The organism is Rickettsia slovaca 13-B (assembly GCF_000237845.1).
Lineage (GTDB): Bacteria > Pseudomonadota > Alphaproteobacteria > Rickettsiales > Rickettsiaceae > Rickettsia > Rickettsia rickettsii.
Window position 1 is genome coordinate 486,414 of the sequence record NC_016639.1, and the last position, 21,804, is coordinate 508,217.

Here is a 21,804-nt window from a genome sequence, read left to right on the forward strand (position 1 = left end):
TGACACTTAACTCTATATTTACCTCAAATAGCATCAATTATCAATGACAATATCAGGTTTAACTAGTAGCTTCATTAAAACTAGTACCCAAATACCGCTTGATATCCACCATATTTGCCAAATATTATATGAAATCATGCCGATAATATAGTAATTTATAAAACATGCATAGGAAATTGCCTTGAAATTTTTATTTTCGAGATTACTAATTTGTTTGAGATATTTATAAACTAAGCATAAAAATAATATTAAACCTATTATACCGAGTTCAAGAGTAATTTGTAATATATTATTATGAGGATGAAGCGGCAAAGGATGCCATTTTTCTCCGTTGTAATCGATCATTTCACTATCACCAGCTTTGATATATTTAGAAGAAGCTAAGCCATAGCCTAAAATCGGCTTTTCAATGATTTTGTTTGCGACGAAATGCCAAATAAATAAACGATGAGCAGCGGAAGGTTGTGTAGCTAAATATTTTTCAGATAAATCTTGTGGTTCTATTTGTTTAGCTATCACAGGAAATAGTAACGAGCCGGTAATTAAACTTATTGCGATTAATTTGAAAAATATCGGCTTCATAAATCTTGTTAAAATAAATATTACTCCTCCTATACCGAAGCCTAAAAAACTTGCTAAACTATCGGAAATACTTAGTAAATAAAGTACTAATATATATAGCATTAAGGTATGTCGTTTTTTACCGTTAGAAAGTAAAATTATAATCGCTACCCAAGCGGTAATTGAAAGTAAAGCACAACCACGATCTAGCATATATAAGCCAAAACTAGTTTTGAATATTCTTGTTAAAAATCCATTAGAAGAATATTCGATGAAGAATAATAATATTGCTGTGAGAATTCCGAATATTAAGGCTTTTTTAAGTTGTAAGCGATTTTGAAAAGGAGCAGAATTACTAACTGCAAAGCCAAGAAATAAGAGTATAAAAACTTGAGTAAAAGTAGCTAAGCTATTAATAAGATGAATTGCGAATAAACAAGATATAAAGCACCAAGCGGTGAATAACATTGTCATCCCGTGAGCTTGTAGTGGGATCCAGTCTTTTTTTATTTTTTGGATACCGTGGTCAAGCCACGGTATGACATTGTTACTGGATTGCCACACTCCTTTCAGTCGCTCGCAATGACGATTAATACCTCGCAGGAATGATATAAGCAAAAAAATTGTAACAGTAGCTGCAACGGATAAGCCCGCCAGCATCCCAAGGCTTGGAATTAAAAATATTAAACTTGAAATTAAATATTGCATCTAAAAACAATCTTTAGCAAAAATTTCGTAGATTGGGTGTTCAAACGTTGAAAGTGAAATGCTTGAAGAAATCATCCATCCTTGAAAGAGTAAATTAGGATCTTCGTCTATTTTATATTCCGTTATGGTCATCAACAAATAATTATCTTCATTATATGGATCAAGGTTTTTTATACATTTGTGCAATTTGATTTTTATATTACCGAAATATTTTTCTTCCCCGACTTTAAAATCTATCTCTTCAGAAGTAGCAGTAATGTTATTTAGAGCAATAATTTTGCCATTTGTATAATTTTTAAACTCAGAACTATCATTAATATTATCGTTTGGATTTAAAATAGGATGATTTTCATCAAGAGGGATAAATACGTCATTTTCAATATCTTCGGTTGTAGTAACTGACTCTAAATTTTCTGCGAATATGGGAAAATTAATGCATATAGTAATGATAAAAATAATTTTTAGTAATTTCATAGATAAATATATTATTTTTCAAAATTATATACTATAGGGGATTAATGGCAATGATAATTTATGATAAGATTTTAAGGTCATTGCAAGCGATTTCAAGGAGCGTGGCAATCTCAGGAATCTTGCCTGAGATTGCTTAGTCAAAACTTACAATTTTTCCTCGCAATGACGATGTAGGTACAATATGCTCCACTCTAAAGAACTCTTAAATTCTATTTTACGACAGGATTTTCATAGTTTTATAATTAAGGTATTTAATACTATTAATCCTGGAGCGGAGTATTATCCAAGTAAGCATATAAGAATAATTCCGATTATTTAAATGCCGTGCAAAGCGGTGATATTAATCGCTTAATAATTAATATACTGCCAAGGAGCTTACTACAATCTATTTGTGTTAGCGTTGCTTGGCCTGCTTATTTATTGGGGGTTAATCCTACCAAAAGGATTATGGTTGCCAGCTATTCTCAAATACTTAGCATTAAACACTCACTAGATTGTCAGTTCATTTTAAATTCTGATTGGTATAAAGAACTTTTCCCAAGTACTATCCTTAGTAAACCCCATAATCAAAAAAGTAAGTTTTTAACGACAGCTAATGGCTTTAGATTTGCAACATCGGTTGGAGGATCGGCAACAGGTGAGGGCGGTGATATCTTAATTATCGATGATCCTCATAACCCCACGCAAATTCATTCTTATAAAATACGTAAGAAAGTTTATAGATTGGTTTGAGCAAACTTTTGTTAGCAGACTAAATAATCGTAATAAGGGAGCGATAGTTTTAGTTATGCAGCGTCTGCATACGGATGATTTATCCGGTTATCTACTTAATAATAGCAATTCATGGCATCATTTAAAAATTCCGGCGATTAGCATTCAAGATTACTCCTTTAAATTAATGAATAAAGAATATCAATATCTTAGTGGTAAAGTTATTAGACAGCTATTAAAGAACCTCTTGATTGTTTAATGAAATTAGAGCAGGAAATAGGTAGCTATAATGATAATGCTCAATATTTACAAGAACCGATAGCACAAAGGTCATCGTTACTGAATATGGAAGATATTAGATTTTATGAAAATCTACCTTCAAGATTTGATTATTTTGTGCAAAGCTGGGATACGGCAATTAAGAGTTCCGAAGATTCCGATTATAGTGTTTGTAATATATGGGGGATTCAGAAATATTATCTAGTATCATTAGTACGGAAAAAAATTAATTATCCTGAGCTTAAGAATTTGACGGAAAAATTAGCTAGAGAATATCAGCCAAAATTTATATTAATCGAAGATAAAGCAAGTGGTCAACAATTGATTCAAGATATAGGATTTTTAGGTGGTAATATTAGAGTGATAGGAATTAAGCCAAGCTTTGATAAAGTTACAAGATTCGCCTCGGTAGTTCCTTTATTTCAATCAGCTAGTGTTCTAATACCTAAACAATCAAGCATAATTTTAAAGGAATTACTGAATTTTCCCCATATTAAAAATGACGATATAGTAGATTCAGTTAGCCAGTTCTTGAATTGTATGAAGGATAAATCGTTTAAATATCCTGCAAGGATTAGGAGTTTAATATAAAAATAGTTGCTTTTTTGTATCGATGTTGGTAGTATTTATGTCATTCCCGCGAAAGCGGGAATCCAGTAAAAATACAATTATCCGTTTATGGATTCCTGCTTTCGCAGGAATGACATAGGATTGTGGTATGACACTGATTAGGCTGGGTAGCAAAGTGGTAATGCCGTGGACTGCAAATCCTCTATTCGTCGGTTCGATTCCGACCCTGGCCTCCATTATAGAAATTAAAACATCTTATGGAATTTATTGCGCAATTCCTAGAAATGCTTTTAGCCGAGAGAGCATTGTCAAAAAATTCTATACTTAGCTATAAGCGTGACTTATTCGATTTTCAAAATTATCTTGCTAAACACAAATTATCCGAATTAAATATTACTACTGAGAATATTAGAGACTGGATTGAGTATCTAGCAAGTAATGATTTGCAAGCACGCTCAATCAACAGAAAAATCTCAACTATAAAAAGTTATTATGAATTTTTAATTAGTGAAAACCATACCGCGTTTAATCCGGTTCTTAACGTAGATTTGCCCAAATATCAAAATAAACTTCCCAAAATATTATCTATAGCTCAAATTAAATCGTTACTTGAACATTGCTCTCAAGATAATTCTCCTGAAGGTATCAGGCTTAATGCTATGATTCATTTGCTTTATGCTAGCGGTCTTAGAGTCTCGGAGCTTGTTAGTCTTAAGCTTGCTGATATTCTGACTAATAAAACGTTTAAAGGAGAAGTAAGAAAAATATTTTCGGTACTTGGTAAAGGTAATAAGGAAAGAGTCATAGTAATAAATGAACAGGCAGTTATCAGTATTGCTAAATATCTTGCAATTAGAGGTGTTTTTGTGAATAAAGCTAAACCAAGAAATCTAATTTATTTATTTCCTTCATCAGCTTTAGCGGGTTATATGACTAGGCAAAATTTTGCTATTCTGTTAAAATCTGCTGCCCTTTATGCAGGACTTAACCCTGAGTATATTTCTCCGCATATATTACGTCACAGTTTTGCAAGTCATTTGCTTGAGGGCGGAGCAGACTTAAGAGTAATTCAAGAGCTGCTTGGTCACGCTGATATATCTACTACCCAAATATATACTCATCTTCAAACTAATCATCTCAAAAAAGCATTGTTGCATCATCCTCTCAATAAAAATTAATTTATCTTAATCTTCTATAAAGTACTTGTTAATATTTCTTCACTAAATATAATACTCCTTATTAAATAGTAAGGAATAAATTATATGAAGCTAAAAGACATTATGAGTTTTTGTATTAGTAAACCTAGAGAAATTGAAAAAGAATATCCTGGATTAGCTCAAAAGCAAGAATCAGGATGCAATGTTTATGCCGGGTTAGGATGCAAAAATCAAGAAGTAAAATTTAGCAACTATTATGAGTTACTTAAAAAAATTCAACAAGGAGAAATAACTTTAGAAGTTCTAGAAAATTTAAGGAAATTAAAAATAGATGATAAAAAATCTTTTCTAGCAGATGCAGCAGAGGTGATATCTAACAATATGTTACATGAGCTTAATGCAACAATAATGAAACATGCTTTAGATTTAGTTGATTCTAAAGATGCAGCTTTTTTACTTCGTAGAACAAAAGAGGATAGTATATTTCGAGATCTAATATATTTAGAAGCAAAAGAAAACAGGTTTACTGTAGAAATTGATAAAAAAGGAACTTTGAAAATTAACTTTCCTAGTGGGATACTTGAGCTTTACAAGCTATTAATTGATAATTTCTATTTGAAAAAATTTGAGGACGAGGTATTGCAGAAAAAATTATATCAAGAATTATTACCTGATTTCAACATTCCTTTTGAAGAACTAATTGAAAAAAAGGAATTGCAGAAAAAATTATATCAAGAATTATTACCTGATTTCAACATTCCTTTTGAAGAACTAAATTTTTTTGAAAATTTTATTGAATGCTTAAAAGGCTTGTATATTAAAAATAGTTTAGCACGAAGCATAATGAGTTTATTTGTAAGTAGAGATATTAAAGAACATGCTGTATGTGAAGAATTACTTGAATTAGATACATTTAAAAAATTATTTGAGGCAAAAATGTCATTATATGGAACTTCTGCTGATTCTAAATTATTAGTGGTTGATTATGTATTAAATGATGTACAAGGTGTTTATATTAGCAATTTAGCATCTTCAAATATTTTAGATTTAGTAATGCATAGTCAATCGCATAATGAAACAATAGAATCAATAGAAATTTTGGGTAATAGCTCAGAACCAGTATGACTTGCTAGATACTGTTTTAAAGTTTTGATTATAAATATAGTAAAAACATCTAGAAATTAATTTAATCTATCATTAATATTTAAATAATTATAAGTGAGATTAATACTAAATATGGCTACAAAAAATAAAAAAGAAACAGTGAATACTGAAACAAAAAATTTAGCAAATTTAGTTATCCAAGAAATAGGTAACAAAAATTTTGATTTTGTTGTTTTGCAAAAGATGCATCAGGCTTTTAGTACTGCAAGTAAGCAAAAACAAAGAGAAGCTTTTATAAGTTTGTTAGATAAAAAACTTAATAAAGAGCAATTACATAAACTCAATCAAGCAATAATGGAAAATGCAAATGAATTAATGCCGGATAACGATCCTAATTTCGTTTGTCGTACTCCTAATAATAAAGTTTTTCAAGAAATATTATTATTGGAAGCCAAACGCTCAGGTATGAAAGCAAAATTTAATGATAAAGGAGAATTACAATCTCTTGATGTAAAAGATATAACACAGGAAATATTAGATCACTATCGTATTTTACAAGAAAAATTTTATCCCAAAAGAGATTCTAAAGATTTGATAGATAGTAGAATAGCTCAAAGTATTAATTTTTTATTATATGCTCCACTTTTCCGAGAATCAGATATATATACAAAATTAGGTTTAAAATCTGCTGAGATAGAGCGAGAAATACAAGATCCTAACGGTAAGTATGCTAAACAATTAGTAGATGCTAAAATAGGAACTAATATAAATTTTAATACCAAAGAAAATTTAGAAAATAAAGCACATGAAGGAAAAGAAACTAAGATATCTTCAATAATTGAAAAAGCAATAACAAAACTCAAGAAAGACAAAAAAGTAAATATTGAAGATAAGAGACAAGGAGAAATAAAAAGGCATTTATCTAAATCTTTAGAAGGAGCTTCTGATTATATATTAACATTTAAAAAAAATGATTTAGTAGATGTAATATATCAAGGATTAGATAAAGGCCAAACTTGGTGGTCAAAGATTGTTAATTATATAGGTATAAAATCATATTCTATTTCTAAAGAAAATCTTGAGAAAATAGGCACAATAATAAATAGGGAAATGAAAAATTCTCATACTCCTTTAAAGATAGAAGTACAAGAACAGTTAAAACAAATCTCAGAAGAGTTAAATAGATTCAATAATCTGGCATTGCCGTTAGAGGCTAAAAAGGTTCAGGCAAAATCTAAAAAACCGCCTGTTCCTCCAAAACCTGAACACCTCAAAAAAAGAAATCATGGATTGTGATGATTTTGTTGTGTGACTTGAAAAATACAGTTGTCATCCCGTGATTTATTCACGGGATCTAGCTTAAAATACTAATATTATTAGTATTTTTATTGTTTTTATGGACCCTGTGGTCAAGCCACGGGGTGACCACAGTGGATTTTATTGGTTTACACAAGCAAGCCTTTTGCGGGAATGACATTAATCCCTACAATAATTTATTACTTCCCATAATATTATAACCGCAATCTACATAATGGATTTCACCGGTAACACCTTTAGATAATTCACTAAATAAATATACTGCTGCTCCTCCTACATCTTCTTGGGTAGTATTACGTTTTAACGGTGCGGTTGCAGCGTGAGATTTAAGCATAGTACTAAAATCACCTATTGCACTAGATGCTAAAGTTTTGATAGGTCCTGCCGAAATAGCATTTACCCTAATATTATTTTCTCCCATATCGTTTGCTAGATATTTTATACTAGCCTCAAGTGCAGCTTTGGCTACTCCCATAACGTTATAATTAGGTATAACTTTTTCAGCGCCGTAGTAAGTTAATGTCACAATGCTTCCGCCGTTATGCATTAAGGCTTCTGCGGACCTTGAGAGTTCTAACAGAGAGTAACATGATATATGTAAAGAATTATGAAAATTTTCTAAGCTAGTATCAACATAACGTCCTTTTAATTCATTTTTATCGGCAAAAGCCATACCGTGAAGTAAGAAATCGAAGCTACCCCATTTCTCTTTTATATCATCAAATAAATTACTAATTGATTTTGGCTTCGTAACATCAAGTTCGCTAACAAAATTACAACCTATTTCCTCAGCGAGTGGTTTAACTCGTTTTTCTAGTACTCCCGATTGATAAGTAAACCATAGCTCTGCTCCGTGTTTTTTAGCAAGCTGTGCAATCGCCCACGATATTGACATATTATTTGCAATACCTGTAATTAAGCCTTTTTTTCCTTGTAGTAATCCTGTAGTCATTTATTTACTCATTATATTAAAACTTGCTGAAATGATAGCATGATGTATTATTTTGTAAACAAATAATCGATAAAAATGTATAAACCTAAAATCATATGTTTACTGCTAGGGATATTAAGCGGTTTAGTTTTTGCTCCGACTTTCTTTATACCGGCATTATTAACGTTATCTTACTTATGTTATATAGTTCAAAAATCCGAAAATTGGCAAGAAGCCACAAAATTTGGTTATTTATTCGGTTTTGGGCATTTTTTAAGTGGAATATATTGGATAAGTATCGGTGTTAGCGTTTATATTGCAGATTTTTGGTGGGCAATTCCTTTTGCGTTATTTGGACTACCTATAGTTTTAGCTTGCTTTATATCGGCAAGCTGCACGCTTAGTTTTTTTGCTAAAAATAATAAATATTACCAATTTATATTCTGTTTATGTTGGGTATTATTTGAGTGGGTACGTTCATGGATTTTTACCGGTCTTCCTTGGAATTTGATTGGTTATGCTTTTTCGTTTTCAGATATTTTAATACAGCCTTTAAGTATAATAGGGATATATGGGCTTAGTTTTATAGTTATATATATTTCTACATCAGCTTATCCTTTATTTAGCAAGCAATTTACTCAGTTAAAAATATTACTAGCTAGTTCAGTCCTAGTATTAACCATCATTGTCATTTATGGAGCAGTAAGGCTAAGTAATAACCATACAAATTTCACTGATATAAAAGTACGATTAGTGCAACCTTCAATACCTCAAACCGAAAAATGGAATGAAGAAGAATTTTGGCATAATTTAATGCTACATATTAATTTATCGGAAAATTTGGAACCTACCGATTTAATTATTTGGTCTGAGGCAGCATTAGTAGTACCTGATGATATACCGCAAGTTAAATCAAAATTATTAAAAATGCTAAATTCTACAAATGCTATTTTGATAACAGGAGGAATTTCGGATAATAAAAAACAAGGTGATGAGTTTGAACTTTACTCAGCTATGTATGCTCTTGATAAAAATAATCATAAATTATTTGAATACCATAAATCACATTTAGTACCTTTCGGTGAGTATATGCCCCTTAAAAAGATACTACCGTTTAAAAAATTAACTCATGGTTTAATTGATTATAAAGAAGGAAACGGAGGGCTTGTTTATCTTGAAAAATATAATCTTAAAATTAAACCTTTAATTTGTTATGAATCTATTTTTCCTGATTTTGTACGGACGAATAATGAAATAGCCGATGTAATAATTAATATTACAAATGATGCATGGTATGGTAAATCCAGCGGTCCATATCAGCATTTTCATATTAGTAGAAGTAGAGCCGTAGAGAACGGTTTACCTATGATTAGAGTAGCGAATAACGGTATTTCAGCTATAGTAGATCCTTTTGGCAGAACAATAAAAAAACTAAATCTAAATGAAATAAATGGTACTCAAGGTTTAATTCCTAAAAAACTAATCTCTCCCACTATATTCTCGCAATTCGGTAATTTTACTATTTTATTACTCATCGTTTTTATACTTTTAATTAATTATTTATTAGCCTTGATTCTTGATCACCAAAGGGTTTTAGCATTATTATATTAAATTTTTAATAAAGTTGCTTGATTAAATATAAAGTAATATATACTGCATTTAAAGTTGAATAGTCTTCATTAATAATTAATTTTTAATTAAAGCTTATTGTTAAAATGAATTATTCAATAAAACATCCAGACAAACTCGCAAGTGAACGTTTAAAAGAACGACGTCTTGCTGTAGGTATTATCCAAAAAGAATTAGGGCAAGCTTTTTCGATATTAGTGCTCTCCAAGTTAAAAAATATGAAGAAGGTTTAAGTAATATATACCTATAAGTAGGTTATATGTTTTTGCAAAAGTTTTAAATACGCCTTTAAAATATTTCTTTAATAGTTCTGAAGAAGAAAAGTTAAAAGCTGACAATGAAAATACTCCTAATAATAAAATTGAATATCTATTCAAAGAAATAGAAAGTGATTTCTTAAATAATATTGCTGAAGCAGAAGGGCAATATGAACATGACATCTCTTTTGATTATAAAGAATTATCAAGGACTATGGAAAGAGCACTTTTATCGTTAACTAGAGCATTTACTACGAATATTAGAAAAATAATCATTGAACGTGTCAGATCAGTATCGATACCTTGTGAATAATATTTAAATTTTCATTGACTTAGCATTACCAAAGTATTAATTTTCGTTAAGGTTTAGTAAATTCTGAACCGTCAACAATTATTAAATATATTGGAGGAAGGTTATGAGTAAAAGTAAGGCTATTGAAAATAACGGTATTAGTAATACCAATAGTCCAAATGGTAAATATATGGCCCCAAGACCGGAAGGAGTAAAACCTACCTGTGTAGTAATTACTTATTCTGTAAGCAAGGATATTAAGGCTGTTCGTGAAGTATTGGATGAGCGAGGTGCAAGTGTTCATTACATAATTGATAAGGATGGGACTCAAAAAGAATATCATAATGATTTAACAGATCAAGCTTTTTATGCAGGCAAGAGTAGTTGGAAAGGAGAAGTAGGTGTTAATAAGTTTGGTATTGGAGTCATGCTTATTAATGATGCAAAAAGTGATTTTCCTGCAGAGCAAATAGGGAAATTAAAAGAATTTCTTAAGGATGTAACAGAAAGATATCCAAATTTAGATTTAAAACATGATTTAGTCGGTCTTGGTGAAGTAACTGTAAACCGAGAAGGCAATGCTCATATAGCTCCTGGATCAAAATTTCCTTGGAAAGAATTAGCTGAAGCTGGTTTTGGTAGATATTTTGAGACTACGCAAGAGCAAAAGAGTAAATTATTATTAAGTCTTGATAGTACTGGAGAAAAAGTTAATACTTTACAGGAAAATTTAAAAGAATATGGCTATGGAGTAGAATCCACAAGTACATTTGATCAATTTACTCAGCAAGCAGTGAGAGTATTTAATGATCGTTATGGTACAGGTTTACCAAACGAAGAGCCACCTGTAAGTTGGACTGAAGCAGGTCAAGATGTTCTATCGCAATTACTAGGGCAAACGGTATTAGAACAAACAGAAAATGCATAGTTTAAGAAATGAATTCCTTTTTCATTTTGCAAGCCTTGCTGCCATGGGTACTGAATCGTCATTAAGAGGATTAATGGCTTGTTTAGGTCATTCCTGCGTGGATCGATTCCACCCCTGTCATCCCGCGACTTAATCGCGGGATCCAATTTAAAATACTAAAAATTTAGTATTTTAAAGTTACTTTTATGGATGCCATGGTCAAGCCACGGTATGACACCAAATACATTTTTCGATCTACGCAACAATGTTATGCGGGGATGACATCGAGTAGGTTGTGTTTGTAGCCGTGCAACAACTTTATGCAATAATAACGTTTCGTAAAAGCGGTCATGACATCGAAGTATAGGCTATCTCAAGTAATTCTTTTAGTACTATTTATTGGTTATTGACATAGTCTAAAAATAGTGCTAAACATTAAAAATTAAGGGGCTATCTGTAAATAAGTTTTAATTGGTAATTAAAGAGCTTTTTTAGTGAAAATTGATAAGATTTTTGAAAGAATATTACTTTATATTTCAAAAAAGTCTTACAATTTGCAGTAAAAAATAATTTAATTACCAATTAAAACTTATTTACAGATAGCCCCTAAGGTAGAGCTTTCTTGACTATTTAGCTTCTAGTCAAAGAAAGCTAAGTTTTTTATCTTTACTTTATATTTCTACAGTTAAAAATATTTATGATATCTTTAAAGGTTAATAGTTTAATACAAAATTGGCGTTGGCGTAGATAATTTTTTGCGTTTATGTGTTTGCTATATGCAAATTTAAATTTTGATTATTAAATTATAACTTATAACAGGATATTAAAATGTTTATCTCTAATATTTTTCAAAAAGTTTTTTCTTTTCTTTTTGTTTTATTCATCACAGCTGCAGTTTATGCGGATCAAAAAAAAAGTAGCAGTCATTGTTCCACTTGAACATGCCGCAATGACTGAGATTATATCAGGAATTAAAGAGTCGCTAAAAGATATAGATGCAGAAATTATAGTTAAAAATGCTCATGCTGATTCTAATATTTTACTTGCCATTATAAAGCAAATAACAGATCAGGATATTGATGTAATAATTCCAATAGGCACGACAGCCAGCCAAACTGTTATTTCTCATATAACAAATAAACCGATTGTTTGTGCTGCTGCTATGATTAATAGTAAAAACCTACCTTTAGTTACTGGTGTTAACGATGAGATAAAAATCACTGACACCATTAGTAAATTACCTTTTTTACAGAATATCACTTTAATTTATAGCAGTAGCGAGAAAGTTATACCTGAAGTAGAAATGTTAAAATTATATGCTGGAAAAAACAATATTTCTCTGCACACGGTAATGATACAAAATTTCAATGATATGCCTGTGGCTGTAAAAAATGCTCCTGAAAATACGCAGAGTTTTATAATTTTGAAAGATCATTTAATAGTCAGTGGGATTAATATTTTAAAGCAAGAAGCATTTAAACGCCGTATTCCGATAATTGCTTCCGATGAAGGTTCGGTAATTAGCGGGGCAACTATTGCGGTAGGAGTACAAGAGAAGCAAATAGGCGTAGAAGCAGGTTTAATGGCAAAAAAAATCTTACAAGGAATAGAACCGAAAGATATTCCATTTGGGGATATGAAAGACTTAACTTTATTTATTAACCTTAAATCATTTGTTAAACAAGATATTCTTACTAAAGAAAATTTATCCGTATTTCCTTTCGCGCGTAAAGAACTTGAAGAGTAGTAACATGAACATTTTAGTTACTGCTCTTGAGCAATCCTTAATAATGCTGCCGCTTATTTTAGGGATGTATATAAGTTATCGGATTCTCAAAATTACCGATCTTACCGTAGACGGTACTTATGTACTTGGTGCGGCAGTGTTTGCCCGCAGCCTTTCATTTGGGTTATCTCCTGCATTAATATTTGCCGTAATAGCAGGCGGAATTATAGGCAGTATAGTTAGTGTTATGCAGAAGAATAATCGCATTAACGGGCTTATAGCCGGAATACTTGCAAGTTTTATGCTTTATTCGGTTAACTTACAAATTATGCAGCGTCCTAATATATCGGTTCTTGGTATGCCGACTCTATTATCTATATTAGATCTCGAAAATTGGTTAATACCTTTAGTAATAATCAATTGTCTTATTATATGTTCAGTTATAATTTTATTAAAAGGTAAGCTCGGTTTATTTCTTCGTGCTTTTGGTTTTAATAAAGATTTATTGATTAATTTAGGAAAACCTGCTGAGCTTTACCGTACTATCGGTTTTAGCATAAGTAATTGTTTGGCTGCTTTAACCGGTACTTTATCTGCACAAGTAAATGGTTTTGCCGATATTAATATGGGTTTCGGGGTGGCACTAGTCGGTATTGGTGCAATTGTTATAGGGCGTCATATTTTAATCCATGCTAATAATTTTAATGCGTTTAAAGAGATATTGTCTTGTTTGATAGGTATATTATTTTACTTTATTGCTCTGGGCTTTTTACTCCGAATTGGAATCGATCCCATAAATCTTAAGCTTATTTTAGGTATAGTATTGTTTATTTCGTTGAGTTCTGTAAAAAGAGAGGCTTTATGAAACCTTATTTATATGCAGAAAATATAAAGTTCAAAGTTAAAGAAAGAACCGAACCTATAATTGCTGAAACTACTTTAAATATTGCTAAAGAAGAGTTTGTTGTAATATTGGGTCATAACGGTAGCGGTAAGTCTACTTTAGCTAAAATACTTGCCGGCTATTTAAAACCTACTAGCGGGAAAGTGTTTCTAGATCAAGTCAGAATCGATAAAATACCTAAAGGACAAAAAGTTTCTACATTAGTTACATTAACACAAAAAGCTGAAGAGAGGCTATTTACCGAGCTAACCCTTGAAGAAAATATCATTTTGTGGGAAAGTAGATTCTCTAGTAATGAACGGTTAGCAAGTAGCGAGTTGTTAGAGCTTACAGGTGCGCCTAAACGCTTTTTGCCTTTACTTTCACAGCCATTAGGTAAATTTTCCGGTGGAGAAAAGCAGATGATACTGCTGGCACTTATCATAGCTCATCCACCTAAAATATTATTTCTAGACGAACATACGGCAAATTTAGATCCGAAAGCTTCTTTGGAAGTGATGAAAAAAACAGCAGAGATTATAGAGAAACATAAGATCACTTCCGTTATGATCACGCATAATTTAGAAGATGCCGTAAATTACGGCAAAAGGCTTATAGTCTTAGATAGTGGTAAGGTAGTACTAGACTACCTAAAACCACCGGGTTTTTCTTTAAAAGAACTTAAAGAGATTTTAAATTAGAATTGAATATCTGCACCTATCTGTCCGGCTAATTCAGTATCGAAAGAATATTCACAGATATAATCTATTAACTCACTTTTTACATTCTCGTTAGTAGTCTGATAAAGAAGCACGAAATTAATAATATCATCCTTATTTTCCCTATTGTAAGGCGTGTCTTCACTTTAGCCGATAACTTTTCTTCTGTTGAAGTTGATGGAGCCGGTACTACTGTTGCTACAGGAGTAACTAATGCTGGAGCTGCTACAGGATTATTATCATTAACATTATAATTTAAAACTTTTTCTATTAACTCTGTTCTTGTATCTTCATTAATACTAATCTCAATTAATGTATTAATAATGCCATCTTTATCTTCACCGTTTTTAAGACGTTGCATAACATCTTTTAATAATTTTTCGTGTGTATTTTTTGCAAACCCTTCTTCATCCGGTAAATCATAATTATAATCATTAACATCCATGTCTTTATAATTGTTAGCTGATTTTGCACCCAAGTATTTTTGTATGGTGTTAATTTTTAATTGCTCATTAATATGAGAATTATCTTTTCTTTATCAACACCTATCTTTACAAGTTTTGCTATACTGTGATCGAATGGATTATGCAATAGAACGCCTTGTCGTCCTATATCAGCACCTTTAGATCTTAACTTCTCAAGTAACCATTTATCTCTTGATGTTAGTGCGTGATTAAAAATTGACTCACCACACGCATTAATCTTAAGATTAACATAAAAAGAAGTCCAGTAACGTTTTATTTTGACCTGATTCATGCTTTAGTAGCAAATAGAAAAAAGGTGTGCCGCCATAATTGTCTACTGTATCAATTTCACTGCCGGGTTGTAATAAAATTTGAGTTATTTCGTGCTGTTTAGAATAAGTTGCATAATGTATAGGTATACGTCCCTTTCCATCTTTAGTATTAACATCCACATTTTTTTTAAGTAAAAAGCTTCTTATTTCCTATTGTTGCCGCATAATGTATAGGTGAGTATAGATATTTATGCTCAACTTCAAAACTTGTCCCTTTGTCTAATAAAATTTTAGCTATTTCTTTAGTGCTTGCATAAAATAATGCCGTATTTCCTTGTTCATCCTTAGCGTTGACATTATGACCTTGCTCAATTAATTTTTGAACAATATTTGCATTTCCAGCTGAGGCTGCTATACTAAACGGTGTACGGTTGTCTTCAGCTTCAATTAAGGTGTCATATATTTCAGGGTTTGGTGCACGTACATTGTCCTCTGCTGCTATTTCTGTAGAAGTAGTGGTTGTTACTGGTGCCGGTGCTGCTACCGGAGCTATTACTGGATTATTATCGTTAAATTATAATTAAAAAGTTTTTCTATTAATTTCTCTCTTGTAACATCATCTATATCAGAATAAAATTCAGGATTCATAATTAATCCGTTGATAATTTTATTTTTATCATCCTCATTTTTAATATTTTTCTTCATCTCAGCAAGCTTTTGTTCTGCTTTGAATTCAGGTAGTGCTGAGCGTGTATTAGCGGAATCAGTTAGTATTTCTTTAATTTCTGGTTTAGATGCATAATCTATAGTTTTTTTCCTTTAGCATCTAAAGCATTAACATCGGCACCTTGTGAAAGTAAAAGTCTAACATTATTTACATTCCCTATACGTTGCTGCATTATGTAAAACCGTACTACCGTCTGGAAGTCTGTAATTAGCATTATTTGTTGGTTGATTCATCATATAAATATTCCTTTATGTTTAAATATTATTTTGTCGTGTGAGCATTATACATAATATTTTGAATTTCTGCAATCCAATAGTTAATTTTTTAACTATTTATTAGATTTTGGATAAAACCAAACGAGGAGTAAACAGATTAGAAGACCGATATTTAAGAGTAGATTATACTCTGTCATAGAAATACCAAAGATTTTGATGGCGGGTTTCATGCAGGACGTGATTGGCTGCGAGTAGAACATTTGTTTGATGTGTTGTATAGACAAGCCTTTCGGGATATGAAGCATTGATGAACAAAGAGCACTTGGTTGTACTATGCCTCTTTCTACGAAGCTATGATAGGTTGATAATATACAAGAGCTAAGGATAGTTAGGAGAATGAATATTAAAGTATATTTACTTAACTGTCGGATGATTAAAGCAGTTAAGCAAATTTTGATTAGGGTTAAATAGGGAAATCGTTCGTAAACGCATAAAGGACAGGGTGTATAATGGAATATATATTCAGCAATATAAGCGGTAGAAAGTGCTATTATAGAAATTGCGATCAGTCCTAAATGTAGAACTTTATAGCTATCTTTTCTGATGTAATTTATAATAGTATTAAATGGCATGTTTTTTTTGTTCTTAATGTCATTGCGAGCGACTGCAAGGAGCGTGGCAATCTCGGGAAGTTTGATGAGATTGCCACGTCGCTTCGCTCCTCGCAATGACGGCGTTTAATTTGATATTTTACAAATAAATAAATTTGGTATATTGTCACTGATTATTAATTAAAGTGCAAGAAAAATCAATGTCAGAAATTTGGGAAGATGCTATTAAGTCAAACGCGTGGCCTTTTGTTGAGGCTAAGAAGATATTAGATAGCTTAAACGGTCAAATTCCTGAGAAGGGGTATGTATTATTTGAAACGGGTTACGGTCCTTCAGGTTTACCTCATATCGGTACTTTTGGTGAAAATGCCCGTATGGTGATGGTACAGAAAGCATTTGAGCAATTATCCGATATTCCGACTAAACTAATTTGCTTTTCCGATGATATGGACGGGCTTCGTAAAGTACCTAGCAATATCCCAAATCCTGAAATGGTGGCACAGTATATGGATATGCCGCTTACTTCTATCCCTGATACATTCGGTGAATGTGAAAGTTATGGGCATTATATGAATGCAAAGCTTCGCTCATTCCTTGATAAATTCGGCTTTGAGTATGAATTTTATAGCAGTACTAACTGTTATAAAGCTGGTATGTTTGATGAGATGCTGATAATGGTGCTTGAGAAATATGACGAGATAATGGAGCTAATGCTACCGACTTTTAGAGAAGAGCGCAAGGCTACCTATTCACCTTTCATGCCTATATGTCCGAAAACAGGTAAGGTACTGCAAGTACCTATAGAGAAATGGGATGCTAAAGCAGGCACTGTAACGTATAAAGACAAAGCCGGTAATTATATAGAAGTACCGGTAACGGGAGGGCATTGCAAATTACAGTGGAAGCCGGATTTTGGTATGCGTTGGGCTGCGCTTAAAGTCGATTATGAGATGTACGGCAAAGACCATTTGGCAAATGCTCGTCTTTATTCGGAAATTTGCCGAATCCTAGGAGGAAAGCCGCCGGTGCAGTTATGTTATGAGTTATTCTTAGATGAAAACGGTGAGAAAATATCAAAATCAAAAGGTAATAGTATTAGCATTGATGATTGGCTTAAATATGCTCCTGTTGAAAGTATGGCATTATTTATGTATCAAAATCCGACTAGAGCTAAGCGTTTGTTTTTTGATGTAATTCCTAAAAATGTTGATGAATATATTACTTTTAACCAGAAATATCATTTAGAAGAGGACAGGGCAAAGCGTTTTGCAAATCCCGTTTATCACATCCATCACGGAAATGTACCGAAAATTGAGACTTTTGGAATTACCTATTCGTTGCTTTTAAATCTTACTTCTGTGTGTAATCCTTCGGATAAATCGGTGCTTTGGGGATTTATTAGCAAATATGAGCCAAAAGCAACTCCAAATACTAACCCTTATCTTGACCATTTAGCAGAATTTGCTATAAGATATTATAATGACTTTATTAAAGCACATAAATCATATTTATCTCCTTCTGAAAAGCATAAGGTTATTTTGCAGGATATATTAGATATGTTATCTGATATAGCTGATCAAACCGAAGCTGAAGCAATTCAGAAAGCAATATATGATATAGGAATGAAAGCAGGATATGAAAATCTGCGTGATTACTTCAAAGATTTATATCAAATATTGCTTGGACAGAATGAAGGTCCAAGACTTGGGACTTTTATAAAGCTTTACGGGGTGCAGGAAATGAAAAAGCTGGTTGAAGGGCAGTTGTAGCCTATATATCATTCCCGCATGGGTATCTAAGCGTCATTGCGAACGAAGTGAGTGTGGCAATCTCAGGAAGTTGGACGAAATTGCCACGTCGCTTCGCTCCTCGCAATGACGTTAAAATAAAAACTATTAACAAATGAATGAAATTTTTTGTAGTACGTTACCTATTTTTTTAATTACGCTGCTTGGTAGTATTATCAAAAATAAATGGTTAACTTCAGAAGAATTTTGGCGTGGTATTGAGAAATTATCGTATTTTGTACTATTTCCTGCCATGTTGTTTAGTTACGTATCTACTGCCGATTTAAGCATTGCACCCATAATTAAATTAGTAGTGGCTCTTATTATATCCACTATTCTTGTATCAATCGGTCTTATAATTTACCAAAAAAAATACAACATAGATAAAGTCCAATTTACTTCCATTTTTCAAGGATCGATTCGTTATAATAGCTACATTTTTTTTGGGGTAAGTAGCCCCTTGCTTGGTTCTAGCGGACTTTCAATCGTTGCCATTATTTCTTCTTATATGATTATTTTTACCAATATTTTATCGGTAATGATTTTCGCTTATTATATCCCTAATAAATCCGTGACTAATACTATTAGCACTAGTTTTGTTTTAATGATGAAATTAATTGTGCGTAATCCGTTAATTATCGCAAGTTTAGTAGGATTCGTTTTTAATTACTCAAATCTTGAATTACATTTAGGGCTTAAGAAAACGTTAGATAGCCTTTCTAATGCCGCTTTAGCTATCGGTATGCTAAATGTTGGGGCAGGGCTTAATTTTACTATTAGACAAGAGCTTTTACATAATGTAATGTTTACAAGCTTTGTTAAATTAGTTGCATTTCCTCTAGTTAGTGTAGTAGTACTATGGTTAATGTCTATTGACGGATTAGATAGATCGGTAGGAATATTATATAGCTGCCTTCCATGTGCGAGTACGGCTTATGTTTTATCTCGTCAACTTGACGGTGATCCTGATTCTATGGCGTCGATTATAACATTTACTACTTTTTTCTCGGTAGTTACTATATCAATTATTATGTATATAATGGGGTGAATTTACCACGTCATTGCGAGCGACTGAAAGGAGCGTGGCAATCTCAGGAATGTTGCCTGAGATTGCTTCGTCGATGCCTATTGCGTCTGCTCGCAATGACGAAAAACTAAAACAAACAAATAAAACAGGAATTTCTAAAATGGATGAAATGAATAAAATAAATTATGCTGAGGCCCTTGAATATCATGAAAAAGATAAGCCTGGTAAGATCGCTATTTCTGCAACAAAGTCTTTAGTTACTCAGCAAGATTTATCACTTGCTTATTCCCCAGGGGTTGCGGCTCCTTGCCTTGAAATTGCTAAAAATTTAGAGGATGTATATAAATATACTGCTCGCGGTAATTTAGTGGCCGTAATCTCTAACGGTACTGCCGTACTTGGGCTTGGTAATTTAGGAGCTGCCGCTTCAAAACCGGTGATGGAAGGTAAAGCGGTACTATTCAAAAAATTTGCTGATATTGATGCAATTGACTTGGAAGTGAATACGGAAGATCCTGAAGAATTTATTAATGCCGTGAAGTATCTCAGTTATAGTTTTGGGGGTATTAATCTTGAAGATATTAAAGCTCCGGAATGTTTTATTATAGAAGAAAAATTAAAATCTTTAATGGATATACCGGTCTTTCATGACGATCAGCATGGAACAGCGATTATTACCGCCGCAGGGCTAATAAATGCTGCGTATCTTACTAATCGCAAGCTTGAAGATTTAAAAATCGTAGTTAACGGAGCAGGTGCAGCAGCTATTGCTTGCATTGATTTATTAATTGCTCTTGGAGCTGATAAATCAAAGATTATTGTATGTGATACTAAAGGCGTTGTTTACAAAGGACGCCTAGAAGGTATGAATAAATGGAAAGAGCTATATGCAAGTGATACCAAGTTTAGAACTTTAGCGGAAAGCTTAAATAACGCTGATGTATTTATAGGGTTATCGGTAAAAGGCGCAGTAACTAAAGATATGGTGAGTAGAATGGCAAGTAATCCGATTATTTTTGCTATGGCTAACCCTGATCCGGAAATTACTCCGGAAGATATACAACTTGTACGCGATGATGCGATTATAGCAACAGGGCGATCTGATTATAATAATCAGATTAATAATGTTATGGGATTTCCTTATATTTTTAGAGGAGCATTAGATATAAGAGCTAAGACTATTAATACGGAAATGAAAATAGCTGCAGCAAAAGCCATTGCAGATTTAGCCCGTAGACCTGTACCGGAAGAGGTGTATAAAGCTTATTCAGGGCGTAAGATGGTTTTTGGTAAGGAATATATCATTCCTGTACCGTTTGATCCTCGTTTAATTACCGTAGTAGCAGTGGCGGTTGCCGTTGCTGCAATAGAAAGCGGCGTTGCTAGGGTTAAAGATTTTAGTATAGGTAAATATAAGAAAGAATTAGGTAGCAGATTAAATCCTACTGCTAACTATATGAATTTCTTAGCTGAAAAAATTCATAATGCACCGCTTAAACGGATTGTTTTTGCTGAAGGTGAAGAAGAAGAAGTAATTTCTGCCGCTCTTATGATGCGAGACAAGAAATACGGTCATCCGATTATAATTGGTCGTGTTGAACGAATTGAGGCTATGTTAAAAAAGATAGGTCAAGATATTAGCTTAGACGGAATTCAAATAATGAATGCGGCCGTAAGCGATAGTTTAGAGAAATATACTGATTATTTATATAAAAGACTTCAGAGAAAAGGTTATTTATACCGTGATTGTGCAAAGCTTGTTAAAACTGATAAGAATATTTTCGCTGCTTGTATGTTAGCATGCGGTGACGGTGATGCTCTTCTAACCGGTGTTACACAAAGTTATATCGATAGTTTAGAAGATATCATGAAAGTCATTTCACCAAAAACTAATCGTAGCATCCTTGGCTATTCAATTATGATTGCTAAAGATAATAATATTATTATTGCCGATAATTGTATTACAGAATATCCAAACAGTTGGGAACTTGCACAAATAGCAACCCAAACTGCAGAAATTGCTAAAAATATGGGAATCACGCCTCGTGTTGCACTTCTTTCTTTTTCAACATTCGGTAATTCTTCTAAGGCAAAAACAGCTCGTATTCGTGAAGCAGTAAATATACTAGATAATTTTAGCAAGGACAAAGAAGAGCTGAGCGGCATGAAGGTAGATTTTGAATATGACGGAGAGATGTCGGTTAAAGTGGCTTTAGATGGTGATTTACGTAAATTATATAAATTTTGTAGATTATCAGGATCTGCAAATGTATTAATTATGCCTGGTTTAAATTCAGCTGCTATTTCTACTGAGTTGTTACAAGAATTTTCGTCAAACAGCTTTATAGGTCCTATAACAAACGGTTTTGAAAAACCCGTTCAAATACTTCAAGCTGCAGCAACAGCTAATGAAATACTAAAAATAGCAACTTTTGCTTGCGTTGAAGCTATAAACGAGGTTTAATTACTATATCTT

General features: G+C 32.4%; 22 protein-coding genes, 1 tRNA gene and 1 pseudogene. 16 read left to right on the forward strand and 8 right to left on the reverse strand.

From position 1 onward, the window contains the following. Positions 1-33: 33 nt before the first annotated feature. Both RSL_RS02535 and RSL_RS02540 read right to left on the reverse strand, forming a co-directional pair. Positions 34-1,269 (reverse strand): O-antigen ligase family protein, encoded by a 1,236-nt coding sequence (locus RSL_RS02535; RefSeq protein ID WP_014273405.1) that lies wholly within the window; start codon positions 1,267-1,269, stop codon positions 34-36. Continuing rightward, entirely contained in the window at positions 1,270-1,743 is a 474-nt protein-coding gene (locus tag RSL_RS02540; protein WP_004995979.1) for a DUF2155 domain-containing protein, read from the reverse strand. Between the two features lie 324 nt (positions 1,744-2,067). Between RSL_RS02540 and RSL_RS09860 the strand changes: the two genes are divergently transcribed. From RSL_RS09860 to RSL_RS02575, 7 genes are all read left to right on the forward strand, one after another. Then, positions 2,068-2,475 (forward strand): hypothetical protein, encoded by a 408-nt coding sequence (locus RSL_RS09860; protein WP_231287750.1) that lies wholly within the window; start codon positions 2,068-2,070, stop codon positions 2,473-2,475. A 55-nt stretch (positions 2,476-2,530) separates the two neighbouring features. Then, positions 2,531-2,713 (forward strand): hypothetical protein, encoded by a 183-nt coding sequence (locus RSL_RS09865; protein WP_004995971.1) that lies wholly within the window; start codon positions 2,531-2,533, stop codon positions 2,711-2,713. Beyond that, positions 2,713-3,324 (forward strand): phage terminase large subunit, encoded by a 612-nt coding sequence (terL, locus tag RSL_RS09870; RefSeq protein ID WP_231287752.1) that lies wholly within the window; start codon positions 2,713-2,715, stop codon positions 3,322-3,324. Before RSL_RS09865 ends, terL begins: the two co-directional genes overlap by 1 nt. 140 nt (positions 3,325-3,464) lie before the next feature. Continuing rightward, positions 3,465-3,539, forward strand: a tRNA-Cys gene (locus RSL_RS02560). Between the two features lie 21 nt (positions 3,540-3,560). Then, positions 3,561-4,481 carry a site-specific tyrosine recombinase XerD gene (xerD, locus tag RSL_RS02565; protein ID WP_014273406.1) on the forward strand — a complete coding sequence of 307 codons (921 nt, stop codon included), beginning with the start codon at positions 3,561-3,563 and terminating at the stop codon, positions 4,479-4,481. A gap of 84 nt (positions 4,482-4,565) precedes the next feature. Beyond that, positions 4,566-5,585: a DUF5410 family protein gene (locus tag RSL_RS02570; protein WP_014273407.1), complete on the forward strand. Its 1,020-nt coding sequence runs from the start codon at positions 4,566-4,568 to the stop codon at positions 5,583-5,585. A gap of 111 nt (positions 5,586-5,696) precedes the next feature. Then, positions 5,697-6,860, forward strand: coding sequence for a DUF5410 domain-containing protein (locus RSL_RS02575; RefSeq protein WP_014273408.1), 1,164 nt, complete (start codon positions 5,697-5,699; stop codon positions 6,858-6,860). A 187-nt stretch (positions 6,861-7,047) separates the two neighbouring features. On the opposite strand, the gene fabI is transcribed toward RSL_RS02575, so the two are convergent. Then, complete coding sequence (gene fabI / locus RSL_RS02580; protein ID WP_014273409.1) at positions 7,048-7,833, reverse strand: enoyl-ACP reductase FabI; 786 nt, start codon at positions 7,831-7,833, stop codon at positions 7,048-7,050. Positions 7,834-7,908: 75 nt separating this feature from the next. Here fabI and lnt point away from each other — a divergent pair, with 75 nt between their 5' ends. From lnt to RSL_RS02605, 5 genes and pseudogenes are all read left to right on the forward strand, one after another. Next, complete coding sequence (lnt, locus tag RSL_RS02585; RefSeq protein ID WP_004995965.1) at positions 7,909-9,423, forward strand: apolipoprotein N-acyltransferase; 1,515 nt, start codon at positions 7,909-7,911, stop codon at positions 9,421-9,423. A 691-nt stretch (positions 9,424-10,114) separates the two neighbouring features. Next, positions 10,115-10,918 carry an N-acetylmuramoyl-L-alanine amidase gene (locus RSL_RS02590; protein ID WP_004995964.1) on the forward strand — a complete coding sequence of 268 codons (804 nt, stop codon included), beginning with the start codon at positions 10,115-10,117 and terminating at the stop codon, positions 10,916-10,918. Positions 10,919-11,725: 807 nt separating this feature from the next. Continuing rightward, positions 11,726-12,644, forward strand: a pseudogene (locus RSL_RS02595) (ABC transporter substrate binding protein). A gap of 4 nt (positions 12,645-12,648) precedes the next feature. After that, a complete protein-coding gene (locus RSL_RS02600) occupies positions 12,649-13,488 on the forward strand; it encodes an ABC transporter permease (RefSeq protein WP_014273411.1) in 840 nt (279 codons plus the stop codon). Beyond that, complete coding sequence (locus tag RSL_RS02605; RefSeq protein ID WP_014273412.1) at positions 13,485-14,207, forward strand: ATP-binding cassette domain-containing protein; 723 nt, start codon at positions 13,485-13,487, stop codon at positions 14,205-14,207. Before RSL_RS02600 ends, RSL_RS02605 begins: the two co-directional genes overlap by 4 nt. 79 nt (positions 14,208-14,286) lie before the next feature. Here the strand turns inward: RSL_RS02605 and RSL_RS02610 are convergent, their stop codons facing one another. Genes RSL_RS02610 through RSL_RS09875 form a run of 4 tightly spaced genes read right to left on the reverse strand, consistent with a single transcriptional unit; the run spans position 14,287 to position 15,463 of the window. Beyond that, entirely contained in the window at positions 14,287-14,703 is a 417-nt protein-coding gene (locus RSL_RS02610) for a hypothetical protein (protein WP_014273413.1), read from the reverse strand. Between the two features lie 23 nt (positions 14,704-14,726). Further along, positions 14,727-14,981 (reverse strand): hypothetical protein, encoded by a 255-nt coding sequence (locus RSL_RS09125; RefSeq protein WP_014419779.1) that lies wholly within the window; start codon positions 14,979-14,981, stop codon positions 14,727-14,729. Beyond that, the gene (locus RSL_RS10640; RefSeq protein ID WP_014273414.1) at positions 14,935-15,141 is read right to left on the reverse strand and encodes an ankyrin repeat domain-containing protein; all 207 of its coding nucleotides are present in this window, start codon (positions 15,139-15,141) and stop codon (positions 14,935-14,937) included. Before RSL_RS10640 ends, RSL_RS09125 begins: the two co-directional genes overlap by 47 nt. Before the next feature lie 7 nt (positions 15,142-15,148). After that, complete coding sequence (locus RSL_RS09875; RefSeq protein WP_324602881.1) at positions 15,149-15,463, reverse strand: ankyrin repeat domain-containing protein; 315 nt, start codon at positions 15,461-15,463, stop codon at positions 15,149-15,151. Here RSL_RS09875 and RSL_RS09880 point away from each other — a divergent pair. Next, on the forward strand, positions 15,393-15,545 hold the full coding sequence (locus tag RSL_RS09880) for a hypothetical protein (protein WP_014419780.1): 153 nt from the start codon (positions 15,393-15,395) through the stop codon (positions 15,543-15,545). The genes RSL_RS09875 and RSL_RS09880 overlap by 71 nt on opposite strands. Positions 15,546-16,016: 471 nt before the next feature. Here RSL_RS09880 and RSL_RS07600 read toward each other — a convergent pair whose 3' ends face one another. Beyond that, positions 16,017-16,535 (reverse strand): disulfide bond formation protein B, encoded by a 519-nt coding sequence (locus RSL_RS07600; protein WP_012736929.1) that lies wholly within the window; start codon positions 16,533-16,535, stop codon positions 16,017-16,019. Between the two features lie 179 nt (positions 16,536-16,714). Here RSL_RS07600 and RSL_RS02625 point away from each other — a divergent pair, with 179 nt between their 5' ends. The 3 genes from RSL_RS02625 to RSL_RS02635 all read left to right on the forward strand — a co-directional run bounded on the left by RSL_RS02625 (position 16,715) and on the right by RSL_RS02635 (position 21,792). Next, positions 16,715-18,283 (forward strand): lysine--tRNA ligase, encoded by a 1,569-nt coding sequence (locus RSL_RS02625; protein ID WP_004995948.1) that lies wholly within the window; start codon positions 16,715-16,717, stop codon positions 18,281-18,283. Positions 18,284-18,416: 133 nt separating this feature from the next. After that, positions 18,417-19,349 (forward strand): AEC family transporter, encoded by a 933-nt coding sequence (locus RSL_RS02630; protein WP_010977145.1) that lies wholly within the window; start codon positions 18,417-18,419, stop codon positions 19,347-19,349. Positions 19,350-19,488: 139 nt separating this feature from the next. Next, positions 19,489-21,792 (forward strand): NADP-dependent malic enzyme, encoded by a 2,304-nt coding sequence (locus RSL_RS02635; RefSeq protein ID WP_014419781.1) that lies wholly within the window; start codon positions 19,489-19,491, stop codon positions 21,790-21,792. Positions 21,793-21,804 lie beyond the last annotated feature (12 nt).